This window comes from Pukyongia salina (genome assembly GCF_002966125.1).
Lineage (GTDB): Bacteria > Bacteroidota > Bacteroidia > Flavobacteriales > Flavobacteriaceae > Pukyongia > Pukyongia salina.
In genome coordinates, this window is the sequence record NZ_CP027062.1 from 2,044,675 (window position 1) to 2,059,633 (window position 14,959).

General features: G+C 42.3%; 14 protein-coding genes. 7 read left to right on the plus strand and 7 right to left on the minus strand.

What is annotated here, in order from left to right:
- The 5 genes from C5O00_RS09285 to pyrF all read left to right on the plus strand — a co-directional run bounded on the left by C5O00_RS09285 (window position 1) and on the right by pyrF (window position 6,133).
- Window positions 1–1,410 (plus strand): CsgG/HfaB family protein, encoded by a 1,410-nt coding sequence (locus C5O00_RS09285; RefSeq protein WP_105216597.1) that lies wholly within the window; start codon window positions 1–3, stop codon window positions 1,408–1,410.
- Between the two features lie 10 nt (window positions 1,411–1,420).
- Window positions 1,421–2,914 (plus strand): carboxypeptidase-like regulatory domain-containing protein, encoded by a 1,494-nt coding sequence (locus C5O00_RS09290; RefSeq protein WP_105216598.1) that lies wholly within the window; start codon window positions 1,421–1,423, stop codon window positions 2,912–2,914.
- Window positions 2,915–2,986: 72 nt separating this feature from the next.
- The gene (locus C5O00_RS09295; protein ID WP_105216599.1) at window positions 2,987–4,168 is read left to right on the plus strand and encodes an AIR synthase related protein; all 1,182 of its coding nucleotides are present in this window, start codon (window positions 2,987–2,989) and stop codon (window positions 4,166–4,168) included.
- Window positions 4,169–4,235: 67 nt separating this feature from the next.
- On the plus strand, window positions 4,236–5,312 hold the full coding sequence (gene prfA, locus C5O00_RS09300; RefSeq protein ID WP_105216600.1) for a peptide chain release factor 1: 1,077 nt from the start codon (window positions 4,236–4,238) through the stop codon (window positions 5,310–5,312).
- A 2-nt stretch (window positions 5,313–5,314) separates the two neighbouring features.
- A complete protein-coding gene (gene pyrF / locus C5O00_RS09305) occupies window positions 5,315–6,133 on the plus strand; it encodes an orotidine-5'-phosphate decarboxylase (protein WP_105216601.1) in 819 nt (272 codons plus the stop codon).
- 15 nt (window positions 6,134–6,148) lie between these two features.
- Here the strand turns inward: pyrF and C5O00_RS14740 are convergent, their stop codons facing one another.
- The 3 genes from C5O00_RS14740 to C5O00_RS09320 all read right to left on the minus strand — a co-directional run bounded on the left by C5O00_RS14740 (window position 6,149) and on the right by C5O00_RS09320 (window position 8,159).
- Window positions 6,149–6,331, minus strand: a complete 183-nt coding sequence (locus C5O00_RS14740; protein ID WP_105216602.1) for a Lacal_2735 family protein — start codon at window positions 6,329–6,331, stop codon at window positions 6,149–6,151.
- A 117-nt stretch (window positions 6,332–6,448) separates the two neighbouring features.
- Window positions 6,449–7,159: a DUF4197 domain-containing protein gene (locus C5O00_RS09315; RefSeq protein WP_105216603.1), complete on the minus strand. Its 711-nt coding sequence runs from the start codon at window positions 7,157–7,159 to the stop codon at window positions 6,449–6,451.
- Between the two features lie 88 nt (window positions 7,160–7,247).
- The gene (locus tag C5O00_RS09320) at window positions 7,248–8,159 is read right to left on the minus strand and encodes a T9SS type A sorting domain-containing protein (RefSeq protein ID WP_105216604.1); all 912 of its coding nucleotides are present in this window, start codon (window positions 8,157–8,159) and stop codon (window positions 7,248–7,250) included.
- Between the two features lie 165 nt (window positions 8,160–8,324).
- On the opposite strand from C5O00_RS09320, the gene C5O00_RS09325 reads away from it, so the two are divergent.
- Window positions 8,325–11,750: a methylmalonyl-CoA mutase family protein gene (locus tag C5O00_RS09325; RefSeq protein WP_105216605.1), complete on the plus strand. Its 3,426-nt coding sequence runs from the start codon at window positions 8,325–8,327 to the stop codon at window positions 11,748–11,750.
- A gap of 224 nt (window positions 11,751–11,974) precedes the next feature.
- Here the strand turns inward: C5O00_RS09325 and C5O00_RS09330 are convergent, their stop codons facing one another.
- Window positions 11,975–12,370 carry a hypothetical protein gene (locus C5O00_RS09330; RefSeq protein ID WP_105216606.1) on the minus strand — a complete coding sequence of 132 codons (396 nt, stop codon included), beginning with the start codon at window positions 12,368–12,370 and terminating at the stop codon, window positions 11,975–11,977.
- Window positions 12,371–12,498: 128 nt separating this feature from the next.
- On the opposite strand from C5O00_RS09330, the gene C5O00_RS09335 reads away from it, so the two are divergent.
- Window positions 12,499–12,939: an Lrp/AsnC family transcriptional regulator gene (locus C5O00_RS09335; RefSeq protein WP_105216607.1), complete on the plus strand. Its 441-nt coding sequence runs from the start codon at window positions 12,499–12,501 to the stop codon at window positions 12,937–12,939.
- On the opposite strand, the gene C5O00_RS09340 is transcribed toward C5O00_RS09335, so the two are convergent.
- From C5O00_RS09340 to C5O00_RS14695, 3 genes are all read right to left on the minus strand, one after another.
- Window positions 12,940–13,698: a DJ-1/PfpI family protein gene (locus tag C5O00_RS09340; protein ID WP_105216608.1), complete on the minus strand. Its 759-nt coding sequence runs from the start codon at window positions 13,696–13,698 to the stop codon at window positions 12,940–12,942.
- A gap of 8 nt (window positions 13,699–13,706) precedes the next feature.
- Complete coding sequence (locus C5O00_RS09345; RefSeq protein WP_317046415.1) at window positions 13,707–14,672, minus strand: MFS transporter; 966 nt, start codon at window positions 14,670–14,672, stop codon at window positions 13,707–13,709.
- A 63-nt stretch (window positions 14,673–14,735) separates the two neighbouring features.
- Window positions 14,736–14,930, minus strand: a complete 195-nt coding sequence (locus C5O00_RS14695) for a hypothetical protein (protein ID WP_317046416.1) — start codon at window positions 14,928–14,930, stop codon at window positions 14,736–14,738.
- Window positions 14,931–14,959 lie beyond the last annotated feature (29 nt).

Genomic DNA, 14,959 nt, shown 5'->3' on the forward strand with positions numbered 1-14,959 from the left:
ATGAAACAGATAATTGGTAAAATAAGTATTCTACTACTATTCATTCTATTCACCAGTTGCGGAGCCTATTGGAACCAGCCTATTGGGAATCAGGAAGCACGAATAGCGGAAAATACGAATCAAACAGAAAAGTTGCTCGAATTACCACTCCCGGATAAACCTATTGTGGTAGGGGTCTATAATTTCAAAGACCAGACGGGACAATATAAAAATATAGAAACAGGAAGTACCTTTAGTACGGCTGTTACGCAGGGTGCAACTACCATATTGATAAAGGCACTGGAAGATTCAAAATGGTTTACCCCCATTGAACGTGAGAACTTTGCCAACCTTCTCAATGAGAGAAATATCATTAGAACCACAAGACAGGAATACCTGAGAACCGACGATGAACGCAATCAGCGTTTAAGTCCGCTACTCTTCGCCGGAGTTCTACTGGAAGGTGGTATAATCTCTTACGACACAAACATTTTAACCGGTGGTGTGGGTGCAAGATATTTTGGAGTGGGAGGATCGTCTCAATATCGTCAGGATCGGATCACGATCTATCTTAGAGCGGTTTCTACCTCTACGGGAGAGATTCTTAAAACGGTAAATGTGTCTAAAACCATACTTTCACAGGCCGTGGATGTTGGTATCTTCAGGTACGTTAATTTCCAGCGATTGTTGGAAGCTGAAACTGGTTTCACAAAAAATGAACCTGCACAGATAGCAGTTCAGGAAGCAATCGAAAAAGCTGTAGAAGTTTTAATATATGAAGGTATCAAGGATCAACTTTGGGTAACCCTGGATGGTCCGGAAAAGGACAAGGAAGTAGTAGAACAATATCTACTAGAGAAAGAACTGGAGTCCAAGACAGATCTGTACGAACGTGAATTCCTGGATCATGATTACCGTCACTCGGCTCATGCGTCCTTCGGACTTGCATACGTGGATGGCGATTTTAATACCGGGATCCTGGATTATAATATGGAATTGGGGTATAAGTATAGATTTATACATGCGCTTAGCTTAGGTCTCACAACAAATTTCTTCAGACTTAATTCCAATACCGATACAAGTCACTGGTGGTTGTCTGAAGCTGCAACTATTGAATACAATATTTTGCCTAACGACAGGCTGGCGCCTATTGCTTATGCAGGACCGGGAGTGCTGCTTTTTGTAGACAATTCGCCCGAATTATACCTGCAGAAGATGGATGCTTTTTTCTTTCTGAAATTTGGCGCAGGACTCGAATATCAGGCATCCAATCGGGTTTCCTTTATAGCCAAAGGAGATTGGAACGCAACTTTTTCAGATAAAATAGACAACGAAATTAACGGAAGACGTGACGACTTTTTCTTCACCTTCTCAGCCGGAATCAATTATCATTTCGGTTCTAAAAGAACAAAATTAAAAACTAACCGATAAGCGGAAAATTATGAAAGGGAGTTTTAAATATATAGCACTTATAGCAACTACATTTCTGCTTTTGTTTTCATGTAATGAAGACAAAATTGGTGAGAACGAATTTGGGACACTAAAGGGTAAAGTGGTTGCCTCGGGGTCCAATGCACCTTTGGAAAATGTTAGAATTGCAACGAACCCGGTTTCCAGTACCGTATTTACCGATTCATCGGGAAATTTCACTATTGAGAATATTCTGGTAGGGGATTATTCGGTGGAAGCGCGAACAGATGGTTATATAGCCGATTTCGAACCGGCTACCATCAATGCCAATGTAACCTCCAATGTGGTGTTCGAACTTGATCCGTCCACCGCTAATAACAGACCGCCTACAGCACCGGTTTTGTTATCGCCTGCGGATAATGAAGTCCTTGAAAGTATAGAGGCGATCTTTAGCTGGAATAGTACAGATCCTGAAGAAGACCCTATTACGTATTCTCTGGAATTGCGAAATGTGGATACCAACGAAGTACTGCTGTTCGAAAACCTTACCGATACTACGCTTACTTATTCTCCATTAACTTTAGGTACACAGTATGTATGGCAGGTAACAGCAACAGACGAGATCAACGATCCGGTAATAAGTGCTGTAAGCGCCTTCGAAGTAATTAGTGCTCCGGTGGATAACAGAGTACTTTTTGTACGAAAGATCAATGGTAATAACGTGATATTCTCCGCCGATGAGAACGGACAGGAATTCCAGCTTACCTCTTCAGAAGTAAACAGCTACAGACCACGAAGAAACGTTCGTGCAAATAAGATCGCTTATCTTCAGAATGACGGCTCTAATGTGGATATTTTTATAATGAACAGAGATGGCTCCGAAAAACGGAAGATCACTGGCCCAGTAAAACCAAATGGATTCAATTTGGACGAAATCAATATTGATTGGCCGGAAGACAGAGTGAGTATATACTATCCAAGATTTGATAAACTGTATCGAGTACAATTCAATGGATTGGGGACGGTAGAATTATATCAAACTCCGGACGGATCGCTCATATCTGAGGTGGTCGTTAGTGAAACTAGTGATCTAATAGTACTAAAAACAAACAACTTACAGGGATACGATGCTAAGATCTATATCATCAATGAAGCGGGAGTTGTGCTGGACACTATTTTAGACGGTGTAGATGGTGCTGTGGGAGGATTGGATCTGTCCATCGATGACCAGAAAGTGTTGTATTCTTATGATGTGTCTGGTTTTGAGAATGAAGATTATCGACGATTAGATTCCAGAATGTTTATTTACGATAGGAATACCATGACAGCCACAGACGTGTCCGACAATAAACCGGATGGTACCAACGATCTCGATCCAATCTTTTCACCAAATGAAGCATTTGTGATGTTTACCAATACATCCAATGACGGACTTTCTCAAAAAGATGTAATGCGTTTGGATCTATCCACCCAGGATTCCCGGGAACTTCGGCATGAAGACGCCTTTATGCCCGATTGGCAATAAGATGTATAATATAAAAGAAAGCTCACATTGTGAGCTTTTTTTTATTCCGTACTTTTGTATTCAAATTTGAACATGAGCCAGGAAATTTCTAAACGGTATGCACAAAGAGGTGTTTCGGCCTCTAAAGAAGACGTTCACAAAGCCATTAGTAAGGTTGATAAGGGACTTTTTCCACAAGCCTTTTGTAAGATCGTACCCGATCATTTAACGGGTGACGACGATCATTGCCTGGTGATGCACGCAGATGGGGCAGGTACAAAATCATCCCTCGCCTATATGTATTGGAAGGAAACCGGGGATTTATCGGTTTGGAAAGGTATAGCTCAGGATGCCCTTATCATGAATATTGACGATCTTTTATGTGTAGGTGCGACAGACAATATACTTTTGTCCTCTACCATTGGTCGTAATAAGAATCTTATCCCAGGCGAAGTGATCTCTGCAATCATCAATGGCACCGAAGAACTAATTTCAGATCTTGGGAAATTTGGCGTCACCATCCATTCAACCGGCGGCGAAACTGCCGATGTTGGCGACCTTGTACGAACCATCATTGTAGATTCTACGGTAACAGCTCGTATGAAACGTGAGGACGTTATAGACAATGGTAATATTGCTGCAGGAGATGTGATCGTTGGCCTGGCCTCCTACGGAAAGGCTACATATGAAAGTGAATACAACGGAGGTATGGGTAGTAATGGACTAACTTCTGCCCGGCACGATGTCTTCGCAAAATACCTTAGCGAAAAATACCCCGAGAGTTTTGATCATGCTGTGCCGAACGACTTGGTTTTTTCGGGAAGCAGGAAATTAACCGATGCGGTAGATGGTAGTCCGTTAAATGCCGGAAAACTGGTGTTATCGCCCACACGAACCTATGCACCGGTTATAAAGAAGATCTTATCAAATATTGATAGGAAAAGTTTACATGGGATGGTACATTGCAGTGGAGGCGCACAGACTAAGATCCTTCATTTTGTTGAAAACCTGCACATTATTAAGGATTCCATGTTCGACATTCCGCCTTTATTCAAATTGATCCAGGAGGAAAGCGGTACAGATTGGAAGGAAATGTACCAGGTATTTAATATGGGCCACCGGATGGAATTATATGTTTCTGAAGCCGTAGCAGCCGAAATTATTTCCATTTCAAAATCATTCGATATTGATGCCAGGAATATCGGAAGGGTTGAGGCTTCTTCCGAAGGAAAAAAGCTCACCATCGAAACTCCACACGGCCAATTTTTATATTAGCCATATCCGTTGATACATCCCGCCGGAAATTGGTATTTATTGTAAATTTGCAGGATTAGAAAGATTTATGTTAGAAAAACTTCAGATAGTAAAGCAGAGATTCGACGAGGTAAGTGACCTTATCATTCAGCCTGATATCATAAGCGATCAGAAAAGGTATATAGAACTAAATAAGGAATATAAAGACCTTCGTATTCTTATGGATAAGCGGGAAGCTTATCTAACTGCCAGGGAACGTATTGAGGAAGCGGAAGAGATCATAAAGGACGGCAGTGATCCCGAAATGGTTGAAATGGCTAAGATGCAGTTAGATGAAGCGAACGCGAAAATCCCTCAACTGGAGGAAGAGATAAAATTTCTACTGGTACCCAAGGATCCGGAAGATGCCAAGAATGCAGTCATGGAGATAAGAGCCGGTACAGGTGGTGATGAAGCGAGTATATTTGCAGGCGATCTCTACCGCATGTACGCCAAATATTGTGAAAGCAAAGGCTGGAGGACGAGTGTAGTGGATTTTAGTGAAGGAACCAGCGGCGGTTATAAAGAAATTCAGTTTGAGATTGAAGGTGATGATGTGTACGGTACCCTTAAATTTGAAGCAGGCGTTCATCGTGTTCAACGGGTACCACAAACCGAAACACAGGGAAGGGTGCATACCAGCGCCGCAACTGTCATGGTTTTTCCCGAGGCTGAAGAGTTCGATGTCGAGATCGATCCTAAAGATGTGCGTATTGATTATTTCTGTTCCAGTGGTCCCGGTGGCCAATCTGTGAATACTACCTATTCGGCTGTGCGATTAACGCACGAACCAACCGGACTTGTTGCGCAATGCCAGGATCAGAAATCGCAGCACAAGAATAAGGAGAAGGCCTTTAAAGTTCTTCGCTCTCGTCTGTTCGATCTGGAGCTAGCCAAAAAACAAGCTGAAGATGCCGAAAAACGTGGCTCTATGGTTACCAGTGGAGACCGAAGTGCGAAGATCCGTACTTACAATTATCCCCAGGGACGGGTAACAGATCACCGTATCAATTTAACGCTTTACGACCTTAGTAATATTATTGACGGAGACATCCAGAAAATTATTGACGAATTACAGCTTGTGAGTAATACCGAAAAATTAAAAGAAGCCGGAGAAACATTCTAAATATGAAATTAGAATCGCTTATTTCTGAAATTCATAAAAAGAAATCCTTTCTGTGTATTGGGTTGGATGTAGACCTGAACAAGATACCGGCACATCTTCTGGATACAGACGATCCAATCTTTCAATTCAATAAAGCTATAATAAATGCCACACACCATCTTGCTGTGGCATATAAACCAAATATCGCCTTCTATGAGGCTTACGGCCTAAAAGGTTGGAAGTCGTTAGAAAAGACCATAGGTTATTTAAATGAACACCATCCTGAAATATTCACTATAGCCGATGCTAAACGTGGGGATATAGGCAATACTTCTGCTATGTATGCCAATGCATTTCTGAAGGAGATGAATTTTGATAGTATTACGGTTGCCCCGTACATGGGGAAAGATTCGGTGGAGCCTTTTCTGGCTGTAGAGGGTAAACATACCATTTTACTTGGTTTAACATCGAATGAAGGCGCCTTCGATTTTCAAACTAAAAAGATCGGGGATTCCGAATTGTACAAAGAAGTATTGCTCACTTCACGAGGCTGGAAACATTCCGATAGGTTGATGTATGTAGTGGGCGCCACCAAAGCCGAATACCTGGCCGACATCCGAAAGATCATACCGGAGAGTTTTTTATTGATTCCGGGAGTAGGCGCCCAGGGTGGAAGCCTTTCTGAAGTTTGTAAATATGGAATGACCGAAAATATTGGTCTTTTGGTAAATTCGTCGCGTGGGATCCTCTACGCGTCCAAAGGTAAAGATTTTGCCGACGCCGCAGCAGAGGCTGCCACTGTATTGCAGCTTGAGATGAAAAAATTAATGCAGAAAAAATAGAAAAATGAGAGTTGCTTAACTGGCTTCTTTTTGAGTATCGTACTTTTTGATCCGGTCGTATAAAACCTTTGCTTCCTTTCTAAGTTTATCACTCTTTTTTCGGTCCCTAGGCGCAATTTTGAATGATTTCTTCATCAATCTGCAGTACCGATCTTTTAATTTGTCAATCTCCGTTTTAGTTTTAAACCATTTCAACATCTTGGTGAATCCTTTTCGCAAAGGTACTTTTGGAAGTTGAAAATTTTACTGAAAGAGAGGTTAAAGCAATAATAAAATTTAAGTTACTAGGGGGAAAGTAGTTAAATAGTTTAACGTTTAATCCTGAAGTGCAAATACTTGCTTTAGCAAGGTCGTCGTCCTTGAATTTATTTTGGTTCTGATATTCTTTTCTTCAACCGCTATCATGGTGTAAACTCCTTTCAGGGCTTCGTTGGTTACATAATCGGTTAGATCCGGATTTACAGGATTCACCAGAGGAATGGTATTGTATTTATTTATAATATTTGCCCAGACCTGATCTGCTCCAACCTTCGAAAATGAATTCTGTATTACAGGATTGAATTTGTTATATAAAGCCTGGTTGGTTCTGTTCTCAAGGTAGGTAGTCGCCGCATTGTCCGGCCCTAGAAGAATATTCTTTGCATCGTTAAAAGTAATTCCCTTTACTGCATCAACAAAAATAGGAGTAGCCTCCTTTACGGCGTCTTCCGCGGCGCGATTTAACACCTTTAGCCCTTCATCGGCTAGTTTGGACAACCCAATGTTCCTTAACGTTCGATCTACTTTTTGTAATTCTTCCGGAAGAAGGATCTTAACCAAAGGGTTTTTGTAGAATCCATCCTTCTGGGTAAGCTTGCTAACCTGTTTGTCGATTCCGAAATCGAGAGCCTGTCGTAGGCCGTTCCCGATCATTACCGGATCGATCCCCCCTTGTCCGGGTATACTGCCGGCTATTCCCTGTAATTCGGCACAGGAGGTAGATATAAATACAAAGGTGAAGATAAAGGCAATTTTAATTAAGCGCATAGGAAAATTTTTAAGAGGCACTAAATATAAAAAAAGCCCTTCAAAATGAAGGGCTTTCTTATAAAGTATATTGTACTAAAGTAAATGCTTATTTGATAACTTTTACAGTTTTAGTAGCATTTCCAATATTTACCTGTACCATGTAAGCACCTGAAGAAAGTGCACTCATGTCGATACTTGGAGAAACAGTGTCTGGCTGAGCCTGAAGAACAACTTTTCCAAGAACGTCATAAACAACAACAGAGTCTACAACAGTTGTAGTACTGATGTTAAGGATGTCTTTCACTGGGTTAGGATATACAGTTACAGCAGTTTCTTCTAAGTCACCTGTGCTAAGAAGAGGACCTTGAACGTAGTATGCATCGTCAACATACATTTCAGAAACAGCAGAACCAGGATAGAAGTTAATTCCTCCTAGCGTAGTATCACCTGTACCTGAGAAAGGAATAGCAGCTGAAGAGTTAGCTCCGATAGTCAACTGATACGTTAGGTTGTCAACATCTACATAAAGAATACAAGTAAACCACTGATCGTGTGGGAAACTCAACATAGAAAGATCTCCGTTTGTGTCAGAAACAACACCTGGGTTACTTCCACCTTCATTGAAGTAGATGTCACCAGAATTCCAAACACCACTTAGAGGAGTTCCTTGAGCTGGAATCTCTCCCTGAATGTTAAAATATCCTTCTTTTCCAGAAGGAATGTAAAACTCCCATCTAAAAGTGTAGTCACCAGAAGTCTGGTTTCCTAATAATAATAGAGGGTCTCTACCTTGACCACCTTCAGCAAGAATTGATTGGTCACCAGAGTTACTTTGAGTATCCACAACTACAAATCCATCATTAGATGCTCCACCGTCATTTGTCCAACTGGTCCAAGTACCTGCATTCTGAGTTCCCATTTCACCTAAAGTGTAGAACTCCATGTTGTCATCGATTATTTGAGCATTCACAAAGGTAAATGCAAATAACGCCAATGCTAATAAGTAAATTTTTTTCATAATAATTAAGTTATTTGTTGTTTAATATTGAACACGCAATATACAAAATTATTCAATATTCAAGCAAATTTTAGTATTTTTTTCGAAAGGTTAAATCTTGGCTGAAGGCAGTAATTTATTACCTTTTTAGTAAATTTGCTCCACATTTTATAACCGTACTTACAAATGCAACAAACTCCACCGTATCAACCAAAAAATAAAGTAAGAATTGTCACCGCCGCTTCCCTCTTCGATGGTCACGACGCAGCCATCAATATCATGCGCAGGATCATTCAGGCAACCGGGGTTGAGGTAATTCATCTTGGGCACGATAGAAGCGTGGAAGAGGTTGTAAATACTGCTATTCAGGAGGATGCCAATGCTATCGCAATGACCTCCTATCAAGGGGGACATAACGAATACTTTAAATATATGTACGATCTGTTGCAGGAAAAAGGTGCCGGACATATAAAGATATTTGGTGGAGGAGGGGGAGTGATCCTTCCCAGCGAGATAAAAGACTTAATGGATTATGGGATCACCCGTATATATTCGCCGGACGACGGCCGCGAGATGGGACTACAGGGCATGATCAACGACCTTGTAAAGCAAGCCGATTTTCCCATTGGGGATTCCTTAAACGGCGAAATTACTGAGCTAAACAAGAAAAATCCGGGAGCTATCGCCCGGGTGATCTCCTCGGCTGAGAATTTCCCGGAGATCGCCAAAGTAACTCTCGCTAAGATCCACGAAAAGAATAAAACCATCACAACACCGGTACTGGGTATTACCGGAACCGGGGGAGCGGGAAAATCTTCCCTGGTGGACGAACTGGTAAGACGCTTCCTAATAGATTTTCCCGACAAGACCATTGGGCTGGTATCTGTGGATCCCTCCAAACGCAAGACCGGAGGCGCCTTGTTAGGAGATCGGATACGTATGAATGCTATCAATTCTCCAAGAGTGTATATGCGTAGTCTGGCCACACGCCAGAGTAATCTTGCATTATCCAAATATGTTTCTGAAGCTATTGAAGTTTTGAAAGCCGCCGAATACGACCTTATCGTTTTGGAAACTTCCGGAATAGGCCAAAGCGATACCGAGATCCTGGACCACAGTGATGTATCTCTATATGTGATGACTCCCGAATTTGGGGCTGCAACACAACTGGAAAAGATCGATATGCTGGACTTTGCCGATCTCGTAGCAATTAACAAGTTTGATAAACGGGGTTCGCTGGATGCACTTAGAGATGTAAAGAAACAATACATGCGGAATCATAACCTCTGGGATACACCACAAGAGGAGCTTCCGGTTTATGGTACCATTGCCTCCCAGTTTAACGACCCCGGGATGAACCAACTGTATAAGGCTATTATGGACCTGCTGGCCGAAAAGACCAATGCCGGGCTGAAAAGCAATTATACCATTAGTGATGAAATGTCTGAAAAGATATTCGTGATCCCGCCGGCTCGTACCCGGTATCTTTCAGAGATTGCCGAGAATAATCGTGCCTACGACAACACGGTTGCGGCTCAGGTTGCGGTTGCTCAAAAGCTCTTCGGAATATTCAAGACCATAGAATCTGTATTGGGTACGCAGCCCACACTGGATAAGGCCGGGCTGGATATTAAAGCTGAGGCTACTTCCGAAGAAAATAAAGAATTTATAAAACTTCTGCTAGGTGAATTCGACCGTGTGAAAATGGACCTCGACCCTCATAATTGGGAAGTGATCATCGGTTGGAAGGAGAAAGTAAACCGTTACAAAGCTCCGGTCTATTCTTTTAAAGTAAGAGGAAAGGAGATCAACATAGACACACATACAAAGTCTTTGTCTAATTCAGAGATCCCTAAGGTGGCGCTTCCAAAATACGAGGCCTGGGGAGATATACTGCAATGGGTGCTTCAGGAAAATGTTCCGGGAGAGTTTCCGTACACAGCAGGACTGTATCCATTTAAGCGAATGGGAGAAGACCCCACCAGAATGTTCGCTGGTGAAGGTGGCCCGGAACGCACTAACAGAAGATTTCATTATGTAAGCCTTGGGATGCCTGCCAAGCGGTTGTCTACTGCTTTCGATAGTGTAACGCTTTATGGTAATGATCCGGATCATCGCCCCGATATCTATGGTAAGATAGGGAATGCCGGAGTATCGATCTGCTGTCTGGATGACGCCAAAAAATTGTATTCCGGTTTCGATCTAAGTGATGCGATGACCTCCGTGAGTATGACCATCAATGGTCCGGCACCTATGTTACTTGGATTTTTTCTGAATGCCGCCATCGATCAAAATTGTGAGAAATACATCAAGGAACAGGGATTAGAGAAGGAAGTTGAAAAGAAGATCGAAAAAATTTATAAAGAAAAGGGTACTGCACGCCCCAAATACCAGGGAGATTTACCGGAAGGAAATGATGGGCTCGGACTCATGCTCCTGGGTGTAACCGGGGACCAGGTACTTCCTTCAGAAGTCTATGAAAAGATAAAAGCCAAAACCTTAAGTTTGGTAAGAGGAACCGTTCAAGCCGATATCCTGAAAGAGGACCAGGCACAGAACACCTGTATTTTTTCTACCGAATTTGCCTTGCGCTTAATGGGGGATGTGCAGGAATACTTTATTGAGAAGAATGTGCGTAATTTTTATTCAGTTTCCATCTCGGGGTATCATATAGCCGAGGCTGGAGCCAATCCTATTACGCAGCTGGCCTTTACACTTGCAAACGGATTTACCTATGTTGAGTATTACCTGTCCAGGGGCATGGATATCAATAAATTTGGACCAAACCTTTCTTTCTTTTTCAGTAATGGGATCGACCCGGAATACTCGGTAATTGGCCGTGTGGCCAGAAAAATATGGTCTAAGGCTCTAAAGCATAAATACGGTGCCAACCCAAGGGCACAGATGCTGAAGTATCATATTCAGACCTCGGGAAGATCGTTGCATGCCCAGGAGATAGATTTCAACGATATTAGAACCACCTTACAGGCCTTGTACGCCATTTACGATAATTGTAATTCTCTACATACTAATGCCTACGATGAGGCTATTACTACCCCAACAGAGGAAAGCGTGCGCAGGGCGATGGCCATTCAGTTGATCATCAACAAGGAATTGGGGCTGGCCAAGAATGAAAATCCTATCCAGGGATCGTTTATCATCGAGGAGTTAACAGAGCTGGTAGAGGAGGCTGTGCTGGAGGAATTCGACCGGATCACAGAACGCGGGGGAGTTCTAGGTGCAATGGAAACCATGTATCAGCGCAGTAAGATCCAGGAGGAGAGTTTGTATTATGAAACCCTCAAGCATACCGGAGAGTTTCCAATTATTGGAGTAAACACTTTTTTAAGTAGTAAAGGTTCCCCAACCATCCTACCCGCGGAAGTGATAAGAGCGACCGAGGAAGAAAAACAGCAGCAGATCGATACGCTTAAAAACCTCCATAAAACCTATGAAGACAAATCTGTAGAGGTGATCAGGGAGGTCCAGCACGCGGCAATTCAGAATGAAAATCTCTTTGAGAAGTTAATGGAAGCCACGAAGTATTGTTCGTTGGGACAGATCACCAATTCACTATTCAAGGTTGGCGGACAATACCGCAGAAACATGTAAGCAGCGAACCACTTTTTCGGAACGAAAAAGTGTGTGAGTCGCTTATCCTGTGTTCAACACAGGATCTCTTCATTCCCAAGTCTAAATGTATAAACCACTTTTTCGGAACGAAAAAGTGTGTGAGTCGCTTATCCTGTGCTCAACACAGGATCTCTTTCTTCCAGAGTCTAAACATGTAAACCACTTTTTCGGAATGAAAAAGTGTGTGAGTCGTAATTCGATCTTTATAAAGTAAGCATCCAGTTGCGCTGCAACTTTCTAAACTTCTTGATCTCACCTCTTAGGATAGGTAGAAAATCCTTCCCGTTAGTATTGGCAAGTTCCAGGCGTTCACAGTTTTTATAAAGCCTGTTTACCAAACTCGTAACCGAAGCTGCGTATTTGTGCTTTTCTTCGGCGTAGGTCTGACTTTCAGCCTTTAGAATTTCAGGGGCAAGCGAAATAGATTGCTGTACGATATCACCCCCGAAATAGATCGATGGATCTTCCTTGCCATCCTCCCGTAACACGGCTAGATCGTCTGTGATATAAGACGAAATATGACGGGATAGGGTAAAGATCTCCTGCGCCTTTTTATAGATAGGCGAATGCGGTAGTTTATTTGGAAAACTCGGTATCATCTTTGGAGCAAGCAATTTTTTTAAAGTCACTCAAATTTACTACTAACTAAATCGATTTTAATATAGAATTTAAATTAAAAATGTATATTTACTTTAAGAATTAAAAATTTACAAGAAAATACTTTAAAATGAACATAGATGTGCTAAACCGTAAAATTCTAAAATGTTTGCAGGAAAACGCGCGTCTTTCTAATGCCGAGATTGGTAGGCGGGTTGGTATTAGTTCCCCCGCAGTTGCAGAGCGAATACGGAAGATGGAAGACTCAGGTCTTATCCATGGATATAAGACGGTGGTATCTCCGTTCGAAGCCGGCTACCAATTAAAGGCCATCGTTACTTTACGTGCCTTTATGGGGAAACTAAAACCCTTTCTCGAAAAAGTAAAGGAATATGACGAAGTGCTAAACTGTTACCGTATAACAGGGAACGAGAACATCATCATGGAAGTGGTGCTAAAAAACCAATTTCACCTCGAAAAATTTATCGATCAGCTCATCGTGTACGGGGAGTCGAAAACCCAGATCGTGCTCTCCCATACCATCGCTAACAACGAGATTAAACCGGTATAATTAATCTTTAGGAGATTCGATCACCAAATGAGGAACCGCGTTCAGATTCCAGTCTATCACCAGTCCTTGCGCCAGAGACTGCGCAATTTCTTTTCCGTATAGAAATTCACACAGATATAAGGCGGCTTCGAAACTCTTTGCACCTCCGGCAGATGTTATGTATTTGCCGTCATGAACAAAAAGGACTTCCTTTCTAATATCCAGTACGGGAAACATCTCTCGCATCTTATCTATATCACTGGGAAAAGTGGTAGACACAATCCCGTCTAGCAATCCGGCTTTGGCCAGAACAAAGGCACCGTCACAATGGGAGGTAACAAACCGGGCCCGGGCGTCTGCCTTTCGTACAAAATCCAGCATAGCCTCATCTTCCAGGTCGGTGTCTAAATGGTGTTCGGCACTGGGAACCACCAGGATATCGATGGGCGGGAGGGAATCGGTTATATAATTTAGATCTGGAAGGATGCGCATCCCTTCAAAACTGGTGATCGCCTCATTGGTATTGGCAACTGTAAATACGTTCATTGCCTTTATTCCTTCTCTAAAGATGGTGTGTTGAAATATATCGTAGGGCGCGGTGAGTTCGGTATTGTAGACTCCGTCCATGATTAGGAAGGCAACATTGTATCTGCTCGTATCGAGTTTGGGGAATTGTTTTTTTGCTTCGGAAGTATCTTTACCTTCTTTTTTTATTTCCGAAGAAGAATTACCACAACTTAAAATTCCGAAGAAAATACAAACTAACAAAAACGACCTCATAATTATATTTAATAAGAAGTAAAGTTAGGCGATTTTTTCAAGTATCGATACAGGAATAGTGCCATCACGGCAACCCCGATGAGTACATAGAACATAACATACCAGGTGCTATCATAACCGAAAGAATTAACTAGATTCATTCCGCTGTTGTGACCTATGATGTGCGATAGCGAAAAACTCATGCTGTACACACCCATATAGCTTCCTTTGCGTCCTTTGGGCGCCATAGATAGTGCCAGGGCATTCGAAAACGGAGAACCGATCATTTCCCCCAGGGTCATAAGAAGCATCCCAATAATTAGGACGCCAGTCCAGCTGCTTAGATTTAGCACAAGAAAACTCAACGCCAGAAATACGATACCCCAGAAAGTAGCCATTGTTCTTGAGATCTGGATGCGTTCCAGCCAGCCCACCAAAGGCATTTCAACAAGTACGATCACCGCTCCGTTGATAAACAACAAAGCGCCAATGAGATCTTCGGAAAGGAAATGAACTTCCTTATAGTATAATGGCATCACCGAAAAGTACTGGATGAACATGATACCGTTTGCCACCATGATCACAAAAAACAGCATATAGGCAAAGTTTTGGTAAGGCGGAACTCCTTCTTTTATAACTATTTCTTTGGGTTCATCCTTACTAACCTTTTTTGGTTTTAGCACGAAATAAAGTAAACCGGCCGCGATCATACATGTTAAACCATCAATCCAGAATAACGAGTTGTAATTGATCCGGGCAATGATCAATCCACCCAGCACCGGGCCTATGGAAAATCCTAAATTGATCGCCAGCCGGATAAGCGCAATACTACGTGTCACATTTTCGGGTTTACTGTAAGCATCACAGGCAACAAAAATTGCCGGTCGGTACGAATCGGCAAGGAAGATCACCACAAATATCCCCAGACAGACACTGTAAAAAGTATCCAGGAATTGGATGCCAATAAAACCTAGGCCTCCAAGGAAAAGGCTCAAAACAATAACACGGTAAAAACCAATATTATCTGTTAACCTACCACCAACATAAGTACCAGCAAGCTAACCGAGACCGTAGGCGGACATGATCCAGCCAACCTGCGGCAGGCTAAACCCTTTATCGCTTACCAGATAAAGTGAAAGAAAGGGGATCACCATGGCACCTGCTCGGTTTATAAAGGTTACCAACGAGAGTAACCAGATCTCGCGGGAAAGTCCTGTGAAGTTCCTGATATATGTGGAAAATAGTTTCTTCATTATTGGTTGGTTATATAAAATTAAAACGT

Bases quoted from the DNA above. Each gene is read 5' to 3' on its own strand.
- prfA (WP_105216600.1), top strand. From the start codon at position 4,236: ATGTTAGAAAAACTTCAGATAGTAAAGCAGAGATTCGACGAGGTAAGT.
- C5O00_RS09320 (WP_105216604.1), bottom strand. From the start codon at position 8,159: ATGAAAAAAATTTACTTATTAGCATTGGCGTTATTTGCATTTACCTTT.
- C5O00_RS09285 (WP_105216597.1), top strand. From the start codon at position 1: ATGAAACAGATAATTGGTAAAATAAGTATTCTACTACTATTCATTCTA.
- C5O00_RS14740 (WP_105216602.1), bottom strand. From the start codon at position 6,331: ATGTTGAAATGGTTTAAAACTAAAACGGAGATTGACAAATTAAAAGAT.
- C5O00_RS09340 (WP_105216608.1), bottom strand. From the start codon at position 13,698: ATGAGGTCGTTTTTGTTAGTTTGTATTTTCTTCGGAATTTTAAGTTGT.
- C5O00_RS09295 (WP_105216599.1), top strand. From the start codon at position 2,987: ATGAGCCAGGAAATTTCTAAACGGTATGCACAAAGAGGTGTTTCGGCC.
- C5O00_RS09290 (WP_105216598.1), top strand. From the start codon at position 1,421: ATGAAAGGGAGTTTTAAATATATAGCACTTATAGCAACTACATTTCTG.
- C5O00_RS09335 (WP_105216607.1), top strand. From the start codon at position 12,499: ATGAACATAGATGTGCTAAACCGTAAAATTCTAAAATGTTTGCAGGAA.
- C5O00_RS14695 (WP_317046416.1), bottom strand. From the start codon at position 14,930: ATGAAGAAACTATTTTCCACATATATCAGGAACTTCACAGGACTTTCC.
- C5O00_RS09315 (WP_105216603.1), bottom strand. From the start codon at position 7,159: ATGCGCTTAATTAAAATTGCCTTTATCTTCACCTTTGTATTTATATCT.
- pyrF (WP_105216601.1), top strand. From the start codon at position 5,315: ATGAAATTAGAATCGCTTATTTCTGAAATTCATAAAAAGAAATCCTTT.
- C5O00_RS09330 (WP_105216606.1), bottom strand. From the start codon at position 12,370: ATGATACCGAGTTTTCCAAATAAACTACCGCATTCGCCTATCTATAAA.
- C5O00_RS09325 (WP_105216605.1), top strand. From the start codon at position 8,325: ATGCAACAAACTCCACCGTATCAACCAAAAAATAAAGTAAGAATTGTC.